The sequence below is a fragment of the Zobellia sp. B3R18 genome, assembly GCF_018860715.1.
GTDB classification, from domain to species: Bacteria; Bacteroidota; Bacteroidia; order Flavobacteriales; family Flavobacteriaceae; genus Zobellia; species Zobellia russellii.
The window spans coordinates 113,758-136,057 of sequence record NZ_JAHKQG010000002.1 but is presented as its reverse complement, the minus strand read 5'-3'; the positions used below and the strand labels follow the sequence as shown (position 1 = coordinate 136,057).

Genomic DNA, 22,300 nt, shown 5'->3' with positions numbered 1-22,300 from the left:
GAGCAGGTTAAACAATGGGTGTCTTACCAAATCTAATAGAATAGTGGTCTGCTTCAAATAGCAAATGATTAAATGGGTATAACAAATGAGTTTTTTTGGAGATTGTAAACTATTTGTCAAGTTTTTGATCAGTTGCCGTTACTGGTGCTTTTATCTAAAAATCTGAAAATCATTGTTTATAGAGGCGTTGAAGTCTGGATTAAGTCTTAATTATTTAAAGCAAAAAAGCCTCCCAATTGGGAGGCTTTTTTGCTTTAACTCAACCGCGATTTTTATTTAGTCATGGCATCGGTAACCGTTTTACTGTCCACAATCTGTTCAAACCGGATTATTTTGCTATCCTTTAAAGTCCATAAGTGTGCTACTCGTGCTTCAAATCCTTTGCCTGTTTTTTTATAAACTCCGGTGTAATTACCAATAGCAATGACGGTATCCCCATCAGCTACATATTGTTTTGGGGTAAACTGGTAGTGTATCCATTCAGACCCTAATCTGGAAAATACATTCTTAGTAATCTCTTCTAGTCCTGTATAGGTACCTGCATATGGAAAGCCCTTGGCTTCTGTCCATTGAATATCTTCCGCAACATGCTTGGCTAAATTCTTTCCGTTTTCTTCGGAAGATTTGCCTTCGTAGGTGCTTTTTATGATTTCTAAATTTGTCATTTCATTTTTATTAAAAGAGCTACTTGACAATACCATAAGTATTGCCAAGTAGCCTATTCCTATTGATTTTACCATTTCATTTCGCCTGTATTCACTTTTGCTCCAATTTGAAGTGCGGTTTCAAAAGTAGCATTTGGGTATTCCTTTTTCATCGTGCTGATTAAGTCCTCTGAAGTGGTATTGGTTTTTAAAGCTTCTTCATAGAACGTAATGTAGTTTTTAGTGTGAGCCACAGAGGTTAAGTTAAGTTGCGTATCCTTATTTCCGTGGGCAGGTATAACTACTTTAGGGTTTAGACTTTCAATTTTGTTTAGTATGGAAATCCAATCTTTTCTCGCTTCTTCAGTTTGGGCGTCTGCCATCCATACATGAAAAGTATTGGAGAAAATATTGATGCCACCAATAACCGCTTCACTAGAAGGGATGTAAACAAAAGTTCGTTTTGGGAATTCGTCTAAACCAATAATTTCTAATTTTTCACCTTCTAGTTCTAATGCATCTTCTTTAAGAACCTGAGGAAGGACAGCATTTGTGGTAATAGCGTTTCCTAATTTAGCACCCCAAACATCTAGTTTCTTTTGGGCGGTAGCTTTAATGTGCTCTACGGTTGCGGGAGTTGCAAATACGGTAACCTCTGGGAAATATTTTTTAAATACTTGTAATCCAAAATAGAAGTCAGGATCACCATGAGATACATAAATAGTTTTCAAGTTTTTGCCTGATTCTTTTATCTCTTGCGCTACAGTTTCGGCATCTGCCAAAGTAAACTGGGCATCAATTAAAATGGCATCCTGTTTTCCTGACACCAAAACCGATGCTACACCAAAGCTATTTTCTGATGCATTATAAACCTGTAGGTCAAAATCGTTGGTTTTAATTGTTCTTGTGTTCTGGGCTTGTACTTCCATATTAAATAAGATTATAGTTGTTAATACTAGTGTTGAAAAAATTGATTTCATTTTTACTTGTTTTAATTTGATGGTACAAAGGTGCGTGCCAATGCCATCCAAAACATTGAACTAGTTCAATAAATGAAACACTAGGATTATTTTGAAGCGGTCTTGCTTCTAATCTTGCTTAAAAATTCATGGGATATACCTAAGTAGGAAGCTAATTGCAGATTGGTGAGCTTTTGGGCAATTTCCGGGTATTTTTCAATAAAACCTAGATAACGGTTGTCCGCAGTCTGGCTAAGATTGGCAATCATTCTTCTTTGTAGCGATACTAATGTTTTCTGGGTCATAACCCGGAATAGTTTCTCTACCTGTGGTATTTGTTCATATAGATGTTCCTTATCAGTGTGATTTATGAGTAATACCTCACTATCTTCTAAAGCCTGTATGGTCAAGAACGAAGGGTTTTGGTTTGTAAAACTATCTATATCAGTTATCCACCAGTCCTTGGTAGCAAAATAAAGCACATGTTCTTTACCATCCTCATCTAAAGTAAATACCCTAAAACAGCCTTTAGTTACAAAACCTTCAAATTTGCAGACGTCACCTTGGTTTAATAGGTATTGTTTTTTGGCAATAATTTTAGGGTGAAAAGCATCACAAAAGGTTCGAAGCTCTTCGTTGTCCAATTTGACATTTTTTAGAATATTATCTTTTAGGAGTTTTATAGACATTTTTAGCGCTAACTGAATGTGGATTCCTATACTTTTTAAGGAGGAAAGTCCTATCAAAGATAAACATAACGATAAAACTGCATTTTTAGAAATGAAACTTACAAAGAGAGAGTAGCGTCTTCTTTATATTGGGGGTTATAGTCTTTTTGTAGCCACGGTTTTGGGATTGACCTTTCTCTTCCAATAAATAATGTAGATAGTTCCAAGAACGGTAGGAAGTGTCCATGCAATGAGATTTCCTATGCTGAGACCAGCGATTATAAATGCGGTAATGGAAGCGATCAAAGCACCAATCATCTTACCGATGTGCGAGATTAACCATCCATTTTTGGTCTTCTGAGGGTTTTTGTAAAACTGAAAATCTTTAAAAGTTAGGAGAAGCCCAAACCCTCCAAAGAATACATATAATATACCCATAGTATTCGTATTCAAAAGGGTATACAAACCAATGCCCAGCATTAGAATCGAAAAGAAAAGCATACTCCCTGAAATTACTTTATCTACTGCATCAGCTTCAGTTTTTATTTTGAAAGCCAACGCACGATTACCGATTAAAACAAGATATACGGTGAACAAACCTATTAGCAGTAAGAATAGATTTTCATGATTTGGCATCATGGCTATTGGCATGGAAATTACTGAGCTACCAATCATACCTATAGAAAACAACTTACCAAATTTTTTATGTAAGGAGCTCCCTTTTTTAACAATGATGCTGCCTATACCGGTAATCAATCCCACTCCGCCTAAGAAAGCGTGCAGGTAAATAAAGAAAGCGATAGTTTGTTCCATGGTGTTTGTGTTGGTTGCTAGAGTAAACATCGGACAAAACCATGGTTTTTAAAAGAGGATGTTTCTGAACTGTAGTTATTAGGGGTTGAATTGAAAAATGTTTAGTAATGTCATTTTTGGATATAAAATGAAATAATTAATCAATTTTCAGTTTATGATCTGTCTAAGGTGTTTTGAAAGACTATAAACTTTAAACTGCTCTTGCAAACGGTGTTCTGTCTGGCGGTAATTCTAATTGCTCCAAAACAGCATTTAAATCTATCAACGAATCTGGATTTATTATCTGCGTGTTTATGATCAGTTCTTTCTGACTTGTTTTTAGAATATAATCTCCAGCAAAGTTTTTCACTTGGATAATTTCATTCAAATTCATCTTTTTAGTCTGAAATAGAAGATTTTTGGTAATAGTATCATCGGCGATAGTCAGGTATTGGTTTTTGTATTCATAAATAAAATTGATGGTGTAAAAAAAGAACAATACAATGTTGACATAATCCGTCCATCGTCTTTGGCTAATAAAAAAGGCGGTCAAAACAAATAGAATTCCCCAAGCAATAACAATCAAAAAGTTTATTCTTAACCGTTTCTTTTTGTACCGTATTTTCATTTTCTAGTTTGGTTCTAGTTAATTTTTATGAGACTAGAAGCTAAAATAAGTAAAATCTTACAATGTTCAAATTGGCCAAATAACTCAGAGTCTAATACTTTTTTCTATATACCAAGGTACAGATGCCATACTCATGTTCTGTTGCGACTTGGGGCTCTTTTTTATTGGTTTAGTAGGCGGGATGAGTAAGAAAGTTGGAGTTGTGGAGCGTAATTTAGATTTTAATGGTACACCTTTTGGGACTACATTCCCGTCCCAAATTTTGCTATATTTACCCCATGCTCTCAAAAAAGACAAAATACGGTTTAAAAGCACTGGCGTACTTGGCTTCGCAAGAAGATATGCAGCCAGTTCAGATTTCTGAAATTGCCAAAGCGGAGAATATCTCTCAGAAGTTTTTAGAGAGTATCTTGCTTTCTCTTCGTAAGAGCGGATTTTTGGGCTCCAAGAAAGGTAAGGGCGGTGGCTATTACTTAATTAAAGACCCAAAAGAGGTTTTAATGACAGATGTCATGCGCATTCTTGAAGGCCCAATAGCCATGGTGCCCTGTGTGAGTCTTAACTTTTATGAAAAATGTGCGGACTGCCCAGATGAGGCCACTTGCTCGGTAAACAAACTTATGCTTATGGTACGCGATGCCAATCTTGAGGTGTACCGCAACCATACCTTAGCCGATTTAATAGCCTGATTTTCCGATCTTCAGCTAAATACGGTGTAAAATCTTCAATATTTACAGGGATTTATTGAAAATCTACTAAATCTATAGGGTAAAAGTAAATTCTTCTGATTTTAGCCGTCTAACACAATAAAAATATACTACATTTGTTTACTCTATTAGATTGATAGGGTAATTAGATTAACACGAAAATGATTGTAGATCAATTGATTTTAGATAAAGCAGCTTCCAAGAAGAAGTATTCAGAAGATAAAAAATCCGAGAAGCCGATCCGTAGTATTGCAAAAGCGGTTAGCTGGAGGGTGATCGGTACTTTAGATACCTTGCTGGTTTCTTATTTGTTAACTAGTGAAGTGGCCATTGCTGCTTCTATAGCATCCATAGATTTTGTGACCAAGATGTTCTTATACTTCTTTCACGAGCGTTTATGGAATAAAATTAATTGGGGTAAATAAATAGGATATGAGTTTTTCAGAAAAAGAAATCCAAAAGCTTAACGAGCGTTTTAAAGAGGCAGACCCATCAGTTATTATTGATTGGGCTATAGAAAATGCAAAGAATGCCGTGGTGACTACCAATTTTAGACCTTATGAGGTTGCTATTTTGCATGCGGTTACCAATGTGAAAAATGATATTCCTGTTATTTGGTGCGATACAGGTTACAACACGCCAAATACCTATAAACATGCCGAGGAGTTAATAGAAAGATTGGGGCTGCAGATAGATTTGTACGTGCCCAAGCAAACTAGTGCGCACCGTGATAGTGTAATGGGTATACCTCAAATAGATGATCCAAAGCACGCCGTTTTTACGGAACAGGTTAAATTAGAGCCTTTCAAAAGGGCAATGGAGGCGCATAAACCGGATGTTTGGTTTACAAACCTTAGAAAAGGACAGACTGCGTTAAGAGATTCATTGGATATTCTAAGTGTAAGCAAAGACGGTGTTCTTAAAGTGAGTCCGTTTTACCATTGGAGCGACGCGCAGTTGGATGCTTATTTGGAAAAAAGAGAATTGCCTAACGAGCATAAATATTTTGATCCAACAAAGGTTCTTGAGAACCGTGAGTGTGGGTTACATACTTAAAATACATTCCGCATTTAGCGGAAAAAATATAATAGAAGCATAGCAGTAGCGAAAAATATATATTCAAAAATTATGAGCCAAGATACATCACACATCAACGCCTTAGAAAACGAGGCCATCTACATCTTTAGAGAGGTAGCTGCTCAATTTGAGAGACCGGTACTTTTATTTTCCGGTGGAAAAGATTCCATCACTTTGGTGCGTTTGGCACAAAAAGCATTTTGGCCGGCAAAAATTCCTTTCCCTTTAATGCATATTGATACAGGTCATAACTTTCCTGAGACTATTGAGTTTAGAGATAGATTGGTAGAGGAGTTAGGTTTGGAGCTTATAGTGCGTAATGTTCAGGATTCTATTGATCAAGGTAAGGTTAAAGAAGAGTCCGGTAGATACTCAAGTAGAAACTCGTTGCAGACCACTACATTGTTGGATGCCATTGAGGAATTCAAGTTTGATGCCTGTATAGGTGGGGCTCGTAGAGATGAGGAAAAGGCTAGGGCAAAGGAGCGTATTTTTTCGGTACGTGATGATTTTGGCCAGTGGGATGAGCGTAACCAGCGCCCAGAGCTTTTTGATATGTTGAACGGTCAGATAGAATTAGGGCAGAACGTACGTGTGTTCCCTATTTCAAACTGGACGGAGTTAGATGTTTGGTCGTATATAAAAGATGAGGAAATTGAAATTCCTTCTATCTATTTCGCGCACAAACGTAAGGTGTTCTTGCGTGACGGTTTGATCTGGTCACACTCGGATTATGTGTACCAAGAAGAAGATGAGGAAGTTTTAGAGCGTATGGTGCGTTTCCGTACCGTAGGGGATATGAGCTGTACCGCAGCCGTTTTTTCCGATGCTACCGATATTGAATCTGTTGTTGAAGAGATTCGTGATTCCAGTATTTCTGAAAGAGGAGCCCGTATAGACGATAAAAGGTCTGAAGCGGCAATGGAGAAAAGAAAACAACAGGGGTACTTTTAGGATTCTCAATCAGGGAATTAGTTTAAAAAATTTGATTAAAAATTACAGCCAAAGAAGATGGACGTATTAAAGATAGCAACAGCAGGTAGTGTAGATGACGGAAAAAGTACCTTGATCGGTAGAATTCTGTACGATACAAAATCATTGACCAGCGATAAGTTGGAAGCCATAGAAAAGACCAGTAAGAGCAAAGGGTATGATTACCTGGATTTCTCATTGGCTACAGATGGTCTAGTGGCCGAGCGTGAGCAAGGTATTACTATAGATGTGGCGCATATCTATTTTTCAACTGCAAAGAAAAGTTACATTATTGCTGATACTCCCGGTCACGTAGAATACACACGTAACATGGTTACCGGAGCTTCTACATCTCAAGCAGCGATTATTTTGATCGATGCTAGAAAAGGGGTTATTGAGCAGACCAACCGTCACTTTTTTATCAATAACCTATTGCGCATCAAAGATGTGGTGGTAGCTATTAATAAAATGGATTTGGTAGATTATTCTGAGGAAACTTATAATGCTATTAAAGCCGATTTTGAGGAATTGATGGCGAAGAGAGATTACCAAGATCAAAAGATTACTTTCATTCCCGTTAGTGCCCTTAAAGGTGATAACGTCGTGAACAAAACAGATAAGACGCCTTGGTATACGGGTCCTACTTTATTGGAGCATTTTGAGGCTTTAGATCGTAAGGATATTTTTAACGTGGGTACACCTCGTTTCCCGGTTCAGTATGTAATTCGTCCTAAGACAGATGAGCACCATGATTTTAGAGGTTTTGCCGGTAAAGTTTACGGTGGTGAATTAAGTGTGGGTGATGAGGTTGTAGCACTTCCATCACAGACCAGATCTAAGATTAAGGATATTTACTTCTACGATAAAAAATTCCAGACGGCTTCAAGAAGGTCATCGGTAACGATAACTTTAGAAGATGAAATCAATATCAGTAGAGGAGATATGTTGGTAAGGGCAGAAGACCTACCTACAATAGATAAGCAGTTTACCGCTACTATTTCTTGGATGGATTCCAATAAATTGACTACAGGTAAAAAATATGTGGTACAACACGGTGTAAATAAAGTGTTGGCCAAGGTGGATAATATCCATCATAAAATCAACCCTGATTATTCAGGTATTGATACCAATGTAGATGGTTTGGGCATGAATGATATCGCTCAGGTAACTTTCAAGTTAAATAAACCAATTTTTTACGACAAATTTAAAGATCACCGTACCAATGGTTCGTTTATCTTAATAGATACGCAGACCAATAGTACGGTAGGGGCAGGCTTCATAAGCTAAGAAGTCCGTTTCTAACCCAAAGGGCAAGGATGCTGGTTTAATTATCCCTATAAACCCTATAGGAAAAATATACAATTATTAATCTACCTATAAACGGTAAGAAGCTAGAAGAAATATAGTATGCAAAGTTTCAGAACAGAGATAGAAAACCCGGTTGTTGAGAAGGATATTTTGGCGTTGGAGGCTAAAATACGCCAGTTCAAAGAAGGTAATTTAGATGAGGAAAAGTTCCGCAGTTTGCGTTTGGCCAGAGGTGTTTACGGTCAACGTCAGCCAGGTGTGCAGATGATTCGTATCAAGTTGCCATACGGTAAGGTTACTTCTAAGCAGTTAAAGCGTATAAGCGATGTTTCTGATGAATATTCTAGAGGTAGATTACATATTACTACGCGTCAGGATATTCAAATACATTATGTAGATCTTGACCGTACGCCGGAACTTTGGGCAGAGTTGGAGAAAGATGATGTTACCATTCGTGAAGCTTGTGGTAATACGGTACGTAACGTAACGGCTAGTGAAACTGCCGGCATAGATGTAGATGAGCCGTTTGATGTTTCGCCATATGCTCATGCACTTTTTGAGTATTTCTTGCGTAATCCGATCAGTCAGGAAATGGGCCGTAAGTTCAAGGTTTCCTTTTCTGCTAGTGATGCGGATACTGGTCTTTCGTACATGCACGATCTTGGTTTTATTGCTAAAATTCAGGATGGGGTAAGAGGTTTTAAAGTAATGTTAGCCGGTGGTCTGGGGTCACAACCACGTCATGCCGAGCTACTTTTTGAATTCCTTGTGGCAGATCAGATCATTCCTTTAATGGAAGGTGTGGTTCGTGTTTTTGACCGTTACGGTGAGAGAAAGAGTAGGGCCAAGGCAAGAATGAAGTTCTTGTTGAAGGACATAGGACTTGATGGTTTTAAGCAGTTATTGGCCGAAGAGCAAAAAGCGATTCCGGTACAAAGCTATCCTATTGATGCCGAAGCTTATCCAAAAGTTGAGGTTGCTAAAGTTGATGCGCCACAAGTGGAAATTGAGGATACGGAAGCTTTTGAAATCTGGAAATCTACAAACCTTATTCCTCAGAAACAGGAAGGGTATTCGGCTATAGGTATTAAAGTGCTTTTAGGTGATTTTTATACGGATAAAGCAAGGTTGTTGGCAGATTTGGTGGAGCAATATGCTGCCGGTGAATTAAGATTAAGCTTGCGTCAAAATATATTGATTCCTTACGTTGCCAATGATTTGGTGCCGTTTTTCTACAATGAACTAAAGAAACTTGGTTTTGTAGAAGCGGGCTATAACAAGGCTATAGATATTACGGCCTGTCCGGGTACGGATACCTGTAACTTGGGTATTGCCAGTAGTACGGGTATTGCTGAGGAATTGGAAAGAATCATGAAGGTGGAATATCCACAGTATACAAGCAACCCAGATGTTGTTATCAAAATCAGTGGGTGTATGAACGCCTGTGGACAGCACAACATGGCCAATATTGGTTTTCAGGGTATGAGTGTAAGAACCAAGGATAAGTTGGTTGCACCTGCACTTCAAGTCTTGTTAGGTGGTGGTAACGATGGAAACGGTAACGGAAGATTTGCTGATAAGGTGGTGAAAATTCCTTCTAAAAGAGGTCCTGAAGCTTTGCGATTAATTTTGGATGACTACGACCAAAACGGAAACGGAAAGTCGTATGCGGATTACTACGAAGAAAAAGGTCAGATGTATTTTTATGATTTCCTAACGCCATTATCGGACGTTGAAAATCTTACTGCGGAAGACTTTATTGACTGGGGTAATACGGAGCGTTATGAAAAAGCAATCGGTATCGGTGAGTGTGCCGGTGTAGTAATTGACCTTATCGCTACTTTGCTTTTTGAAAGTGAAGAAAAAATACAGAATGCCCAAGAAGCATTTGAAGAAAAGAAATGGGCGGCTAGTATTTACCACTCGTATTCTTCTATGGTGAACTCTGCAAAAGCACTGTTAACTTCAGAAAAGGCTAAAGTAAATACGCATGCAAGCATCATTAAGGATTTTGATGCCAAATTTGTTGCCTCTGGTAGAATAGATTTAGGACAAGGTTTTGAAGAACTTGCTTTGCAATTGAATAAAAATGAACCGACTGAAGCTTTCGCAAAAAGCTATTTGGAAGATGCTAAGGCATTTTTAAAAGCAGTTGAGAAATTTAGACAACAAGAATTGGCAGAAGCCTAAACATGAAATATTCCAACGAAAATAATAACACTTCATCCAATTTAGGCGGTCGTTTTACGGTAATTGGTGCAGGCCCTGGTGATGTTGAGCTTATTACGCTCAAAGCCATCAAGGCATTGGCAAGTGCCAATGTGGTGTTGTACGATGCGTTGGTGTCCGTTGAGTTGCTGGAGTATGCACCCAAAGCCGAACACATTTTCGTGGGCAAAAGAAAAGGGTGTTATGCATACCAACAAGAGCAAATAAACGAGCTCATTGTTAGTAGGGCTAAGACCAATGCTCATGTGGTGCGTCTAAAAGGTGGAGATCCATTTGTATTTGGCCGTGGCGCCGAAGAAATGGAATATGCCGCGAGCCATGGGCTAGACGTTGCTATGGTGCCGGGTATATCCTCATGTTTATCGGTTCCTGCATCACAGAACATTCCGGTTACTAAAAGAGGTGCCGCAGAAAGTTTTTGGGTAATTACAGGAACGACCAAGGAACACAAACTTTCGGGTGATGTTGCTTTGGCCGCAAAAAGTAACGCCACGGTGGTTATTCTTATGGGGATGAGCAAACTGCCACAAATAGCGGAATTGTTCAAAGCCGAGGGCAAATCGGAAACCCCAATTGCTATTGTGCAGAATGGGACCCGAAAAGATGAAAAAATTGCAATTGGTACCATTGCATCTATTATAGGTGAAGTGGAGCGGCAACAGTTGACCAATCCGGCAATAATTATAATAGGTGAAGTAGTAAAACATAGGGCAACCATTTTATCAATTGCCCAAAATCAAGAATTACAGTTAAGTTAATAGTTATGATAAAAACAGATATTCTCATCATTGGCGCAGGCCCAACAGGTCTTTTTACAGTATTTGAAGCAGGCTTGTTAAAGCTAAAATGTCACTTAATAGACGCTTTACCTCAGACAGGTGGCCAATGTTCGGAAATTTATCCAAAGAAACCAATTTATGATATTCCGGCCTTCCCGGAAATTCTCGCAGGAGATTTGGTAACCAATCTTATGGAGCAAATCAAACCTTTTGAAGCGGGTTATACCTTAGGTGAGAGAGCGGAAACATTGGATAAGCAAGAAGACGGTTCTTTTATCGTAACCACTAATAAAGGTACAAAGCACCATGCCCCGGTAGTTGTTATTGCAGGTGGTTTAGGTTCTTTTGAGCCTAGAAAGCCGCCTATTGAGAACATAGCCGATTTTGAGGACAAAGGCGTAGCCTATATCATTAAAGACCCTGAAGTATATAGGGGTAAAAAAGTTGTTATTGCCGGAGGTGGTGATTCTGCTTTGGATTGGGCTATTTTCTTGGCCGATGTAGCTTCTGAAGTTTCTTTAGTGCACCGTAGAAACGAATTTAGAGGAGCTTTGGATTCTGTTGAGAAAGCGGCAGAATTGGCAAAAGCAGGAAAAATAAAATTATTCACGGAAGCCGAAGTGAAAAAGTTGTACGGAGATGACCATTTGGAAGCGGTTGTTATTAAGCATAACGATGCCGAAAAGGGAGAAACCTATGTTGAGGTAGATAACTTTATTCCATTGTTCGGTCTTTCTCCAAAATTAGGTCCAATTGGTGATTGGGGCTTGGAAATTGAGCGTAATGCCATTAAGGTGAACAACGCCAAAGATTACCAAACCAATATACCTGGTGTTTTTGCCATTGGGGATGTAAATACCTACGAAGGAAAACTAAAACTGATTCTATCCGGTTTCCATGAGGCCGCCGTAATGTGTCAATATGCTTACCAATTGATCAACCCCGGTAAGAGATATGTTATGAAGTATACCACTGTAGGTGGGGTAGAAGGTTTTGACGGTAGTAAGAAAGAGGCCAAAAAAGAGGTTGTTCAAAGTATTTCTTAATTAGCTAGTAGTGTGCATATAATTCATAAAAACCTTCTGTTATCTCAATTTACGGAAGGTTTTTATCTAATGTAAAGTGCCAAAAACAGGCATGTTTCTTTGGTTTTGAAGGAGATGTGGTGTTACTTTGCAAATCGTTCATTAAAAATATAGGACTGTTATCAAGAAAGGTGGAGGGAATAGACCCTGTGAAACCTTGGCAACCCTTTTCTTATAAAGAAGGTGCTACATTCTATCCTGGTATGTTTTGGGACAGATAACAAAGAGAGGCAATTACAATTGTCCTTATTCTTTTGCTTGATAATTGTTGGTAGGAAGATTTTAGAGTAACATTTTCAATATAATATAAATTGAATTTGGTTGCGTTTGAACACTCAATTAGAGGAGGAAAAGAAATGAAAAACATTCAAGAGATATTAAAAGAACGCATTTTAGTGTTGGACGGTGCCATGGGTACTATGCTTCAACGCTATAAATTCACCGAAGAGGATTTTAGAGGTGAGCGTTTTAAGGATTGGAAAACCCCTGTTCAAGGCAATAATGATTTATTGTCACTAACACAGCCCGAAGCTATAGCGGAGGTGCATAGAAAATACTTTGCTGCCGGTGCGGACATTGTAGAAACCAACACGTTTTCCAGTACAACAATTGCCATGGCTGATTATGACATGGAAGAATTGGTGTACGATCTTAATTTTGAATCTGCACGTATTGCCAAACAAGTGGCGGATGAGTTTACCGCCAAAGAACCCAATAAGCCTAGGTTTGTAGTAGGCAGTTTGGGGCCAACGAACAAAACGGCCAGTATGTCCCCGGATGTTAATGACCCGGGTTATAGAGCGGTTTCGTTTGATGAATTACGTATAGCTTACAAACAGCAAGTAGAGGCGTTGTTAGATGGGGGTGTAGATATGCTAATGGTAGAGACCATTTTTGATACGTTGAACGCAAAAGCGGCCTTGTTCGCTATAGAAGAAGTAAAGGAAGAACGAAATATAGAAGTGCCCATAATGGTAAGTGGCACAATTACGGATGCTTCGGGCAGAACGCTTTCGGGCCAGACCGCAGAGGCTTTTTTAATTTCCGTTTCACACATTCCTATCTTGTCGGTTGGTTTTAATTGTGCTTTAGGAGCCGATCAATTGGTGCCGCACTTAGAAGTATTGTCCAATAAAACGGAGCATGCCGTTTCGGCACATCCCAATGCAGGTTTGCCCAATGCCTTTGGAGAGTATGATGAAACACCGGAACAGATGGCAGCACAAATCAAGGAATATGTAGAGAAAGGGCTGGTAAACATCGTTGGTGGATGCTGTGGTACTACCCCGGAACATATTGCCGCTATTGCAGAGTTGGTAAGGAAGTATGATCCACGTGCAGTAGCGGCAGTTTAAATAGGCTACGACAAAGAAAAAACTAAAGAAGTTCATCAAGTACTATGAGTAACGACTCAAATATACCAACAACCAATAACCAAAAGCCCGCCAGATTCCTTAAACTATCTGGTTTGGAGCCACTGGTCATCACCCCCGAGAGTAATTTCGTAAATGTGGGCGAGCGTACCAATGTGGCGGGGTCCAAACGATTTTTGCGCCTAATTAAAGAGCGAAAGTTTGAAGAGGCGCTGGATGTGGCCCGGGATCAAGTAGAAGGTGGGGCGCAAATCATCGATATTAATATGGATGATGGTTTAATTGATGGTAAGGAAGCTATGGTAAAGTACTTGAACCTTGTTATTGCCGAACCGGATATTGCTAGAGTACCCATTATGATCGATAGTTCTAAATGGGATATTATTGAGGCCGGTCTTCAGGTAGTGCAGGGTAAATGTGTGGTGAATTCTATCAGCTTAAAAGAAGGCGAAGAAGAATTTATTAATCATGCCAAATTGGTAAAACGGTACGGGGCTGCCGTAATCGTTATGGCTTTTGATGAAGTAGGTCAGGCGGATAATTACGATCGTCGTATTGAGATTTCCAAACGGTCCTATGATATTCTGGTAGACCAAGTAGGTTTTCCTCCAGAGGATATCATTTTTGACTTAAATATATTTCCTGTAGCCACAGGTATGGATGAGCATAAGCTAAATGCCATAGATTTTATTAGGGCTACTAAATGGGTTCGTGAAAACTTGCCGTACGCCAATGTCAGTGGTGGGGTAAGTAATGTTTCATTTTCGTTTCGGGGCAATAATCCCGTGCGTGAGGCCATGCACTCGGTATTCTTGTACCACGCCATAAAAGCGGGTATGAATATGGGAATCGTAAACCCTACAATGTTGGAAATTTACGATGATATTCCCAAGGACTTACTGGAGCACGTAGAGGATGTTATACTTAACCGTAGGGACGATGCCACAGAGCGTCTTCTGGATTTTGCCGAATCTGTAGTAGGTAAGGCCAAAGAGAGCACGGTAGACCTTTCTTGGCGTGAAGAACCTTTGCAGAATAGAATTACAAGAGCCTTGGTAAAAGGTGTTGATCAATATATAGTTGAGGATGTAGAAGAAGCACGTCTTGCCGCCGATAAGCCTATAGAGGTAATTGAAGGCAATCTTATGATCGGAATGAACGTGGTGGGCGACCTTTTTGGAAGCGGTAAAATGTTCTTGCCACAGGTGGTGAAATCTGCCCGTGTAATGAAGAAGGCCGTAGCCTATTTGTTACCTTATATTGAAGAGGAAAAATTAAAGAACCCTCAAGTTGGAGACGATAAGGGTAACGGTAAAATATTGATGGCTACCGTAAAAGGAGATGTTCATGATATTGGTAAAAATATCGTAAGCGTTGTACTGGCCTGTAACAATTATGAAATTGTAGACTTAGGGGTTATGGTTCCGCCAGAAAAAATTATAGCGGAGGCCATTGCGCACAACGTAGATGTCATTGGTCTAAGCGGACTTATTACACCGTCTCTGGACGAGATGGTTCATTTGGCAAAGGAGATGGAGCGCAAGAATTTTAAAGTGCCCTTGCTCATAGGAGGTGCAACCACCAGTAAAGCCCATACTGCAGTAAAAATAGACCCACAATACAGTGAGGCCGTAGTGCATGTAAACGATGCCTCGCGAGCGGTTACCGTAGTAGGCGACCTGTTGCAAAAGGAAACATCGGCTAGTTATAAGAAGTCCATTAAAGAGGATTATGACGTCTTTAGGGAAAAATTCTTGAGCCGTACCAAGAAGAAAGAGTATAAAACAATAGGGGCCGCCAGGGAAAACCGATTTAAGATTGATTGGGATGCTACTACTATTGTTAAGCCAAATCAATTGGGTATTCAGGTGATTGAAGATGTAGACCTGGAGAAATTGGTGCCTTTTATAGATTGGACTCCATTCTTTAGAAGTTGGGAGTTACACGGAAAATATCCGGATATTTTAACGGATGAGGTGGTAGGTGTGCAGGCTACGGAACTTTTTGCCGATGCCCAGAAAATGTTGAAGGATATCCTAAAGAATAAAAAGTTGACAGGGAAAGGTGTTTTTGGACTTTTTCCGGCCAATACGCTAGGGAACCATGATGATATTGAGGTTGATGTAGAGGATGGTGCTAACAGCGAAAAATATATTTTTAGGACCCTGAGGCAACAGCTAAAACGTCGTGAAGGTGTCCCGGATTATGCATTGGCAGATTTTATTGCGCCAAAGGAAACGGGTAAGCAGGATTATGTAGGTTGCTTTTGTGTTACCACAGGTTTTGGAACCGATGAACTGGCGGATAAGTACCGCGAGAACTTAGATGATTATAATTCCATTTTGGTAAAGGCCCTGAGCGACCGTCTTGCAGAAGCTTTTGCGGAGTATCTGCATTTGGAGATACGAACAAATCATTGGGGCTATGCGGCTAACGAACACTTGGGGAATGACGAGTTGATAGACGAAAAATACAAAGGAATAAGGCCGGCACCGGGTTACCCTGCCTGTCCCGATCACTTGGAAAAACTTACCCTTTGGGATATGTTAAAGGTGGAAGAACGTATTGGTGTTAAGCTTACGGATAGTTTGGCCATGTGGCCGGCATCATCGGTTTCCGGGTATTATTTTGCTAACGAGGAAGCCCGGTATTTTGGATTGGGTAAAATAAAAGAGGACCAGGTGGAAGACTTTGCGGAGCGAAAGGGAATTCCGTTGGAGAAAGCAACAAAGTGGCTGGCGCCTAATATTTCGGATGACTGATATGAAAAAATATGTTGAGGTAAGTTTGGGCAGTTTTATGATCAGCCATGGGTACGATCAAAATAACAAGGAGATTGAGGAAAGGGTTGTGGTAGATGGCTTTTCTAAAAAGCTTGTAGCCGTAGACCGCATCAAATCCGTTAGTGAAAAGTATATCCTTACGGATTACTTAGATGGCAGATGGATTTATTGGGAATATCTGGAAAGCTATGCGGAGGTGAAGCAAATGCTTACGGAGTTGTAATTTTTAAAAGTAAAACCAATGCGTTAGGGATAGCAGCGGTATCTTTTTAAGGCCGATAGGTCTTAAAAAATTTAGCTAATAGCCCGCCCGAACGCCAAAATATAGAATAAACATTAAAATTCCCTTTTTAGGGGCAGCATACATGAAAATAACGGACCACATTACAAATGCAAAGGGTAAAACTCTATTTTCCTTTGAAATTATACCACCGGTAAAAGGGCATCAGATTCAAGAACTTTATGATAATATAGACCCTTTAATGGAGTTTAAACCTCCGTTTATTGATGTGACCACTTCGCGTGAGGAGTACGTGTATATTGATCGTGACGGGCTGTTGGATAAAAAGTTGACGCGTATGCGCCCAGGTACGGTGGGTATTTGTGCATCCATTAAACATAAGTATGATGTAGATACGGTGCCGCATGTGCTTTGTGGAGGTTTTACCCGTGAAGAGACGGAGTACCTATTGGTAGATTGTCATTATTTGGGCATTGATAATATTATGGCGCTGCGTGGCGATGCCATGAAGGATGAGAAGTATTTTCAGCCAACCAAGGGAGGACATACGTATGCCGTAGATTTGGTAAAGCAAGTGCACGAGTTAAATTGTGGGAACTACTTGCATGACACGGTGGATACGGATAACTGTGCCGATTTCTGCATTGGTGTTGCGGGGTATCCTGAAAAACACTTGGAAGCTCCTTCTTTAAAATCCGATTTAAAAAGACTGAAGGAAAAAGTTGATGCCGGGGCGGATTATGTAGTGACCCAGATGTTTTTTGACAATCAGAAATATTTTGAGTTTGTTGATGAGGCCAAGAAAATGGGTATAAACATTCCTATTATTCCGGGTATTAAGCCCATTGCCGTAAAGAGACATTTGCAATTGTTACCGCAGGTTTTTAGGATAGATTTACCACAGGATTTGATTGATGCGGTAGATGATTGCAAGTCCAACAAAGAGGTGCGTAAGGTAGGTGTGGAATGGGCCATTCAGCAATCTAAGGAGTTAAAGGCGGCGGGGGTTCCCGTATTGCATTATTACTCAATGGGTAAGTCCGATAATATTAAGGCCATTGCCGAGCAGCTTTTTTAGAGAACTGATTTTTGTAAGAAAATAAGTCCAACCTTGGGTTTAAAATAACGAATAGTATTAGTTTTGCGCTCCATGAACCCAAGGGTGTTTTTATTTTTTCTAATGTGTGTAGGGACTTGTTTTTCTCAAGAGACCCGCAGAGTACACAGCTACACATTTGATGCGAACCAATTTTATGGTTCCATTATTTTGCACAATCCGGATATTTCGCATTTGATTACGAACCATCCTGCAGGGGTTATCTTGGCCTATAACCGAAAAACTTATGGTCTGGAAGATTGGCAGCAGGGCTACAATTATCCAGATTTGGGAGGTTCTTTTATCTACCAAAATACGAACAGTTCTACACTAGGAGAGGCCTATGGGCTATATGCCCATTTTAATTTTTACTTCTTAAAACGTAACCTTCAATTTCGTGTGGCTCAAGGTTTGGCCTATATGACCAACCCTTATGACCGGGAAACCAATTTTAGGAACAATGCCTATGGAACCAGAATACTGAGTTCTAACTATCTTATGCTTAATTATCACAAAGAAAACTTGTACAAAGGTTTAGGTTTTAAGGCGGGGTTTTCTATCATGCATTATTCCAATGCCAACGTTAAGGCTCCTAATACCTCTACTAATACCTTTGCCTTTAATGTGGGGTTGACGTATACGCTGGAAGGTGAGGAAACCGAATATATTCGGCGTGAAAAGAAAAAAGTTACGGAGCCTATCCGGTATAATTTAATATTCAGAACGGGAGTGAACGAGAGTGATAATATTGGTCACGGCCAATTTCCGTTTTATATTTTTTCCGGTTATGCAGATAAGCGTTTAGGTCGTAAAAGTGCTCTACAATTGGGGACGGATGTGTTTTTTAGCAACTTTTTAAAAGAACTGATACGGTACCAATCCATAGCATTTCCTGAAAATAATATTGCTGCAGATACTGATTTTAAACGGGTAGGTGTTTTTGTGGGGCATGAACTCTTTATCAATAAACTATCTATAGGAACCCAGTTAGGGTACTACGTGTATTATCCTTTTGATTTTGAGGGAAAGGTCTATAATAGGTTTAGTTTAAAGCGCTATTTTGGCGAGAAGGTTTTTGGGGTCGTAAGCCTTAAATCTCACGGGGCAGCGGCGGAAGCAGTAGAGTTTGGTATTGGCGTTCGTTTATAAAGAAACACGGAGTATGGTAAGAGAATTAAAAAATAAGGGAATCAAAATCACATGTTTAAACAATAGTGAGGTTTTGCCGATGTCTTATTTTTTTGGAATTCTTTTTTGTCTGGTAGTATTGGTGTCGTGCAATGGAGAAAATGCATCGGATTGTTTTCAAAGTACAGGTGATATCGTTCGCGAAGAAGTAACGGTGTCCGATTTTACTAAAATCACGGTATATGAAAATGTAACCTTGGTTTTAAAGCAGGGTAATACCCATAAAGTAGAAATTGAAACCGGTAGTGTGCTAAGAAATGAGGTTACCGCAGAAGTCGTAGAAGGGCGTTTACTTTTGCGAGACACCAATGATTGTAATTATTTTAGGGACTACGGGGTTACCAAAATTTATGTAACCGCACCCAATATTACCGAAATACGAAGCAGTACGGGCTGGACTATATCTAGTGATGGTGTTCTGGCCTACCCGCGATTAACGCTTTTGTCCGAAAGTTTTGCGGATCCGGAAGCTCAAACCACAGATGGAGATTTTGACCTTGAATTGGATGTGCAGACCTTAAGTGTGGTGGTGAACGGTATTGCCTACTTTAAATTGAAAGGTTCTACTAACGATTTGAACTTAACCATTGCCGCCGGAGATTCCCGTATTGAAGCTTCGGGCTTAGTTACGCAAAACGTAACTATAAATCACAGGGGCTCCAATGATATGTTCGTAAACCCACAATTGTCCATCAAAGGAGTAATCCGTGGGGTGGGCGATGTCTTTAGTGCTAATCAACCCGCAGAGGTTGATGTGGAAGAGTTGTATAAAGGCCGATTGGTTTTTCAGTAATTCTGCATTTGAGTTAAAAGTTCTGTTGGTGAAATTGGTACGGGCACAGATGCAATCTGTAACTTTGCACTGACCAACATCTGATATGAATCCCATTCTAAAATATATTAAAAATGTATTCGCCAAAAAGCGTATTCTAGGAGATGCACCATCTTTGAATAATCTGGTTACGGCCGATATGCTACTCCAAAATTTGGTCAAGAACAATAAAGTTCCTGGGCTGGCAATTACCGTCTTAAAAGATGGGGAGCGTTTTTTTCAAAAAGGATATGGTTTTGCCGATATGGAAAAGGAAATTCCGGTAAATCCGCAGTCTTCGGTATTTCGGATAGCAAGTGTCTCCAAGCCTATTGCTGCAACTGCTTTGGCTCATTTGGTTGCAGAAGGAACTATTGATTTAGACACTTCTTTTTACACTTATGTGCCCTATTTTCCAAAGAAAAAATATGACTTTACCATTAGGCAATTGGCTGGTCATACGGCAGGTATTAGAGGATATCGCGGTATTGAATATGGATTGAATAAACCTTATTCCATTAAGGAAAGTATTGAAATCTTTAAAGATGATGAACTCCTTTTTGAACCGGGAACGGATTACCTCTATAACAGTTTTGATTGGGTGTTGATTTCTTTGGCAATGCAGGAAGCCAGTGGGCTGCCTTTTGAGGAATATGTAGCACAGAAAGTATTGCAGCCCTTAGAGATGAACCATACGTTTTGGCCTGATTTAGATTTGACTCAGCTAAATAAAGACCAATCCAACGCTGAATTGGGTACAGCTCTGCCGGCTAAAGATGAACCTGCTCCGGAGCTTATAGAGGAGTCAGGTCAAATACAGTTTGGGTTTGAAGAACCCGAGGAACCAATTCCTGTTGTTCAGTCAGATTTGGAAGAGGACAAAGAAATATCCTCACGAAATCAGTCAAAATCAAACGATGTGGTAAAATTCTATTCCAAAAACAGATTAGGATTTAGGGAGGCCATTCCGGTAGACAACTTTTATAAACTGGCCGGCGGTGGTTTTCTATCAACTGCTGAGGATATTGCCAGGTTTGGTCAAGCCTATCTGGATGAAGAAGTATTGACTCCTAATCTTGAAGCCGAATTTCTTACGGCCCAAACGGTCAACAATGGTTCCACCTATTACGGTCTGGGTTGGCAAGTAAGCGAAGATGTTAAAGGTAGACGTTTCTATGGGCATGTTGGCAATGGCGTAGGCGGTTATTCCAACTTCTTTGTGTATCCGGAAGAGCAAATGGTGTTTTCCATCTTAACCAATTGTACGGACCCTAAAATCCAACCTGAGTTGGATGCAATTATAGATAAGTTGATTACTTCCAATAATGTAGTTTCATAGTATTTTTTTCGATTTTAATTCAAACGCATAAAAAATTAATACATCCCGTTTTCTGAGTGTTAGATTGTTGTTATCTAGACTTTAATGCCCTAGCTTTATAAAAAAAAGCTATGAAAAATTTAAAATTAATGGTTTTAACCTTTGGGTTGGGCCTTTTAACTCTGACGATGACCGCTCAGGAAATCACTTCTTTTTCGGGCATGTGGGGCCCAGAATTTTATCAAGATAAAAACAAGCTGACTTGGAAAGAGATTGATAAGATTATGTCGGAAAGTCAAGTTGCTCAGTTAAACTGGGGAAAATCGAAAAAACAAATGGTAGGGGGTATGATTGCCGGAGCAGCTAACTTTGGAACTGCTATTTGGTTTTTGGTCAATGAGAATGACCATAAACCTGTTACGGGGCCTGCAATAGCCTTTGCGGGAACGGGAATAATAGGGTCAATTTTCTTTCATCATGCCATGAAAAACAAAAAGGAAGCAATTTTGAACTATAATGAAAGTGTAGGTAATGGAACTTCGTTCAGGATGGTGCCTGCTGTTAATGAAAATGGAGTTGGGCTAGCTCTGAAATTTTAAAAAAGTCTCACAAAAAAAAATCCGGAAGTCAATTATTGATTTCCGGATTTTTGTTTTCAGGAAGAAGTAAGCTCAGTAAACAAACTCTCCAGGTTTTTGTTTTTACGGCTTAATTGCAATGTTTTAAGCTCATTGTCATGAGCAAAGTCAAAAACGGCCGGGCGCATGTCTTTTGAGGTATTAAAAGTAATTTCATAAACAAAACCGCCCGTATTCTTTACGTGTGTTACATTGGGTAATTTGTTCAGGAAAGCCTCTTCAACCCTATAATCAAACTCTACTTCAATAATTTGTTCCTCTGCATCACGTAGTTCGCTCAGTTTTTTATCGGCTACAAGAACCCCTTTGTTAATTACGAGCACTCGGTCACAGACGGCCTCAACCTCCTTCATGATATGGGTAGAGAGCAATATGGTTTTTTCTTTTCCAATTTCTTTAATGAGTTTCCGTATCTCCAGTAATTGGTTTGGGTCAAGTCCCGTAGTGGGCTCGTCCAAAATAAGTACTTCGGGGTCGTGCAACAGGGCAGCGGCCAGTCCCACACGTTGGCGGTATCCTTTGGAAAGTTGGCTTATTTTTTTGTGGGCTTCTGGTGTAAGTCCGGTTTGTTCTATGACTTGGGCTATTCTAGACTTGCCCGTTTTGTACACATCGGCATTAAAGGCAAGGTATTCTTTAACGTACATGTCCAAATATAAAGGGTTGTGTTCCGGCAGGTAACCAATACTTTGCTGAACACTTTTTTTATCGTCTTTAACATCGTAGGAATTAACTTTTGCCTCACCTTCATCGGAGGTGTAATAGGTAGTCAATATCTTCATCATGGTTGATTTTCCGGCACCGTTAGGACCTAAAAAACCGACTATCTCTCCTTTTTTCAACTCAAAACTAACATTATTCAATGCTTTTTGACTTCCAAAGTTTTTGGTGATATTACTAACGCTTATAGACATGGTGGGGTGTAGTATGTAATATTAGAATGTTGCTTAATACCGTAGGCTGTTATGTAAAACGATATTGTTACTTCAAAAATAAGCAATAAA

22 protein-coding genes and 1 riboswitch are annotated in these 22,300 nt (G+C 39.6%); of the genes, 16 read left to right on the top strand and 6 right to left on the bottom strand.

Annotation, left to right across the window (positions count from 1 at the left end):
- Positions 1–272: 272 nt before the first annotated feature.
- The 5 genes from KO513_RS00620 to KO513_RS00600 form a co-directional block, all read right to left on the bottom strand.
- Positions 273–665 carry a nuclear transport factor 2 family protein gene (locus KO513_RS00620; RefSeq protein WP_215441166.1) on the bottom strand — a complete coding sequence of 131 codons (393 nt, stop codon included), beginning with the start codon at positions 663–665 and terminating at the stop codon, positions 273–275.
- A gap of 68 nt (positions 666–733) precedes the next feature.
- Positions 734–1,624, bottom strand: coding sequence for an MBL fold metallo-hydrolase (locus KO513_RS00615; RefSeq protein WP_215911838.1), 891 nt, complete (start codon positions 1,622–1,624; stop codon positions 734–736).
- A gap of 86 nt (positions 1,625–1,710) precedes the next feature.
- Positions 1,711–2,292, bottom strand: a complete 582-nt coding sequence (locus KO513_RS00610) for a Crp/Fnr family transcriptional regulator (protein WP_215911837.1) — start codon at positions 2,290–2,292, stop codon at positions 1,711–1,713.
- A gap of 135 nt (positions 2,293–2,427) precedes the next feature.
- Positions 2,428–3,084: a hypothetical protein gene (locus KO513_RS00605; RefSeq protein ID WP_215911836.1), complete on the bottom strand. Its 657-nt coding sequence runs from the start codon at positions 3,082–3,084 to the stop codon at positions 2,428–2,430.
- Positions 3,085–3,274: 190 nt separating this feature from the next.
- Positions 3,275–3,691, bottom strand: coding sequence for a hypothetical protein (locus KO513_RS00600; protein ID WP_215911835.1), 417 nt, complete (start codon positions 3,689–3,691; stop codon positions 3,275–3,277).
- Positions 3,692–3,969: 278 nt separating this feature from the next.
- Here KO513_RS00600 and KO513_RS00595 point away from each other — a divergent pair, with 278 nt between their 5' ends.
- From KO513_RS00595 to KO513_RS00520, 16 genes are all read left to right on the top strand, one after another.
- The gene (locus tag KO513_RS00595; protein WP_215441173.1) at positions 3,970–4,380 is read left to right on the top strand and encodes an RrF2 family transcriptional regulator; all 411 of its coding nucleotides are present in this window, start codon (positions 3,970–3,972) and stop codon (positions 4,378–4,380) included.
- A gap of 179 nt (positions 4,381–4,559) precedes the next feature.
- Positions 4,560–4,823 (top strand): DUF2061 domain-containing protein, encoded by a 264-nt coding sequence (locus KO513_RS00590; protein WP_215441174.1) that lies wholly within the window; start codon positions 4,560–4,562, stop codon positions 4,821–4,823.
- Between the two features lie 7 nt (positions 4,824–4,830).
- Positions 4,831–5,454, top strand: a complete 624-nt coding sequence (locus KO513_RS00585) for a phosphoadenosine phosphosulfate reductase domain-containing protein (protein ID WP_215911834.1) — start codon at positions 4,831–4,833, stop codon at positions 5,452–5,454.
- Between the two features lie 72 nt (positions 5,455–5,526).
- A complete protein-coding gene (gene cysD / locus KO513_RS00580; protein ID WP_155597688.1) occupies positions 5,527–6,429 on the top strand; it encodes a sulfate adenylyltransferase subunit CysD in 903 nt (300 codons plus the stop codon).
- Between the two features lie 57 nt (positions 6,430–6,486).
- Complete coding sequence (locus tag KO513_RS00575; RefSeq protein WP_155597687.1) at positions 6,487–7,734, top strand: sulfate adenylyltransferase subunit 1; 1,248 nt, start codon at positions 6,487–6,489, stop codon at positions 7,732–7,734.
- Positions 7,735–7,854: 120 nt separating this feature from the next.
- Positions 7,855–9,945: a HEPN domain-containing protein gene (locus tag KO513_RS00570; protein ID WP_215911833.1), complete on the top strand. Its 2,091-nt coding sequence runs from the start codon at positions 7,855–7,857 to the stop codon at positions 9,943–9,945.
- 2 nt (positions 9,946–9,947) lie between these two features.
- Positions 9,948–10,742, top strand: a complete 795-nt coding sequence (cobA, locus tag KO513_RS00565) for a uroporphyrinogen-III C-methyltransferase (protein ID WP_215911832.1) — start codon at positions 9,948–9,950, stop codon at positions 10,740–10,742.
- A gap of 5 nt (positions 10,743–10,747) precedes the next feature.
- On the top strand, positions 10,748–11,809 hold the full coding sequence (locus KO513_RS00560; protein WP_215911831.1) for an NAD(P)/FAD-dependent oxidoreductase: 1,062 nt from the start codon (positions 10,748–10,750) through the stop codon (positions 11,807–11,809).
- 155 nt (positions 11,810–11,964) lie between these two features.
- Positions 11,965–12,072: riboswitch (SAM riboswitch) on the top strand.
- A 132-nt stretch (positions 12,073–12,204) separates the two neighbouring features.
- A complete protein-coding gene (locus KO513_RS00555; RefSeq protein ID WP_215441182.1) occupies positions 12,205–13,203 on the top strand; it encodes a homocysteine S-methyltransferase family protein in 999 nt (332 codons plus the stop codon).
- A 44-nt stretch (positions 13,204–13,247) separates the two neighbouring features.
- Positions 13,248–15,983, top strand: coding sequence for a methionine synthase (gene metH / locus KO513_RS00550; RefSeq protein WP_215911830.1), 2,736 nt, complete (start codon positions 13,248–13,250; stop codon positions 15,981–15,983).
- Positions 15,976–16,227, top strand: a complete 252-nt coding sequence (locus KO513_RS00545; protein ID WP_252735629.1) for a hypothetical protein — start codon at positions 15,976–15,978, stop codon at positions 16,225–16,227. Before metH ends, KO513_RS00545 begins: the two co-directional genes overlap by 8 nt.
- Before the next feature lie 142 nt (positions 16,228–16,369).
- Positions 16,370–17,323 (top strand): methylenetetrahydrofolate reductase [NAD(P)H], encoded by a 954-nt coding sequence (metF, locus tag KO513_RS00540; protein ID WP_215441186.1) that lies wholly within the window; start codon positions 16,370–16,372, stop codon positions 17,321–17,323.
- Positions 17,324–17,425: 102 nt separating this feature from the next.
- The gene (locus tag KO513_RS00535; protein ID WP_252735628.1) at positions 17,426–18,490 is read left to right on the top strand and encodes an acyloxyacyl hydrolase; all 1,065 of its coding nucleotides are present in this window, start codon (positions 17,426–17,428) and stop codon (positions 18,488–18,490) included.
- 13 nt (positions 18,491–18,503) lie between these two features.
- On the top strand, positions 18,504–19,322 hold the full coding sequence (locus tag KO513_RS00530; RefSeq protein WP_215911828.1) for a head GIN domain-containing protein: 819 nt from the start codon (positions 18,504–18,506) through the stop codon (positions 19,320–19,322).
- 85 nt (positions 19,323–19,407) lie between these two features.
- The gene (locus KO513_RS00525) at positions 19,408–20,679 is read left to right on the top strand and encodes a serine hydrolase domain-containing protein (protein ID WP_215911827.1); all 1,272 of its coding nucleotides are present in this window, start codon (positions 19,408–19,410) and stop codon (positions 20,677–20,679) included.
- A gap of 110 nt (positions 20,680–20,789) precedes the next feature.
- Positions 20,790–21,257 (top strand): hypothetical protein, encoded by a 468-nt coding sequence (locus tag KO513_RS00520; protein WP_215911826.1) that lies wholly within the window; start codon positions 20,790–20,792, stop codon positions 21,255–21,257.
- A gap of 56 nt (positions 21,258–21,313) precedes the next feature.
- Here the strand turns inward: KO513_RS00520 and gldA are convergent, their stop codons facing one another.
- The gene (gene gldA, locus KO513_RS00515; protein ID WP_215911825.1) at positions 21,314–22,210 is read right to left on the bottom strand and encodes a gliding motility-associated ABC transporter ATP-binding subunit GldA; all 897 of its coding nucleotides are present in this window, start codon (positions 22,208–22,210) and stop codon (positions 21,314–21,316) included.
- Positions 22,211–22,300: the final 90 nt, after the last annotated feature.

What these genes read in the sequence shown, in the direction of transcription:
- cysD (WP_155597688.1), top strand. Translation starts at nt 5,527, where the DNA reads ATGAGCCAAGATACATCACACATCAACGCCTTAGAAAACGAGGCCATC.
- KO513_RS00575 (WP_155597687.1), top strand. Translation starts at nt 6,487, where the DNA reads ATGGACGTATTAAAGATAGCAACAGCAGGTAGTGTAGATGACGGAAAA.
- KO513_RS00560 (WP_215911831.1), top strand. Translation starts at nt 10,748, where the DNA reads ATGATAAAAACAGATATTCTCATCATTGGCGCAGGCCCAACAGGTCTT.
- KO513_RS00555 (WP_215441182.1), top strand. Translation starts at nt 12,205, where the DNA reads ATGAAAAACATTCAAGAGATATTAAAAGAACGCATTTTAGTGTTGGAC.
- KO513_RS00620 (WP_215441166.1), bottom strand. Translation starts at nt 665, where the DNA reads ATGACAAATTTAGAAATCATAAAAAGCACCTACGAAGGCAAATCTTCC.
- KO513_RS00595 (WP_215441173.1), top strand. Translation starts at nt 3,970, where the DNA reads ATGCTCTCAAAAAAGACAAAATACGGTTTAAAAGCACTGGCGTACTTG.
- KO513_RS00545 (WP_252735629.1), top strand. Translation starts at nt 15,976, where the DNA reads ATGACTGATATGAAAAAATATGTTGAGGTAAGTTTGGGCAGTTTTATG.
- cobA (WP_215911832.1), top strand. Translation starts at nt 9,948, where the DNA reads ATGAAATATTCCAACGAAAATAATAACACTTCATCCAATTTAGGCGGT.
- KO513_RS00600 (WP_215911835.1), bottom strand. Translation starts at nt 3,691, where the DNA reads ATGAAAATACGGTACAAAAAGAAACGGTTAAGAATAAACTTTTTGATT.
- KO513_RS00590 (WP_215441174.1), top strand. Translation starts at nt 4,560, where the DNA reads ATGATTGTAGATCAATTGATTTTAGATAAAGCAGCTTCCAAGAAGAAG.
- KO513_RS00570 (WP_215911833.1), top strand. Translation starts at nt 7,855, where the DNA reads ATGCAAAGTTTCAGAACAGAGATAGAAAACCCGGTTGTTGAGAAGGAT.
- KO513_RS00615 (WP_215911838.1), bottom strand. Translation starts at nt 1,624, where the DNA reads ATGAAATCAATTTTTTCAACACTAGTATTAACAACTATAATCTTATTT.
- KO513_RS00525 (WP_215911827.1), top strand. Translation starts at nt 19,408, where the DNA reads ATGAATCCCATTCTAAAATATATTAAAAATGTATTCGCCAAAAAGCGT.
- metH (WP_215911830.1), top strand. Translation starts at nt 13,248, where the DNA reads ATGAGTAACGACTCAAATATACCAACAACCAATAACCAAAAGCCCGCC.
- KO513_RS00535 (WP_252735628.1), top strand. Translation starts at nt 17,426, where the DNA reads ATGTGTGTAGGGACTTGTTTTTCTCAAGAGACCCGCAGAGTACACAGC.
- KO513_RS00610 (WP_215911837.1), bottom strand. Translation starts at nt 2,292, where the DNA reads ATGTCTATAAAACTCCTAAAAGATAATATTCTAAAAAATGTCAAATTG.
- gldA (WP_215911825.1), bottom strand. Translation starts at nt 22,210, where the DNA reads ATGTCTATAAGCGTTAGTAATATCACCAAAAACTTTGGAAGTCAAAAA.
- KO513_RS00585 (WP_215911834.1), top strand. Translation starts at nt 4,831, where the DNA reads ATGAGTTTTTCAGAAAAAGAAATCCAAAAGCTTAACGAGCGTTTTAAA.
- metF (WP_215441186.1), top strand. Translation starts at nt 16,370, where the DNA reads ATGAAAATAACGGACCACATTACAAATGCAAAGGGTAAAACTCTATTT.
- KO513_RS00520 (WP_215911826.1), top strand. Translation starts at nt 20,790, where the DNA reads ATGAAAAATTTAAAATTAATGGTTTTAACCTTTGGGTTGGGCCTTTTA.
- KO513_RS00605 (WP_215911836.1), bottom strand. Translation starts at nt 3,084, where the DNA reads ATGGAACAAACTATCGCTTTCTTTATTTACCTGCACGCTTTCTTAGGC.
- KO513_RS00530 (WP_215911828.1), top strand. Translation starts at nt 18,504, where the DNA reads ATGGTAAGAGAATTAAAAAATAAGGGAATCAAAATCACATGTTTAAAC.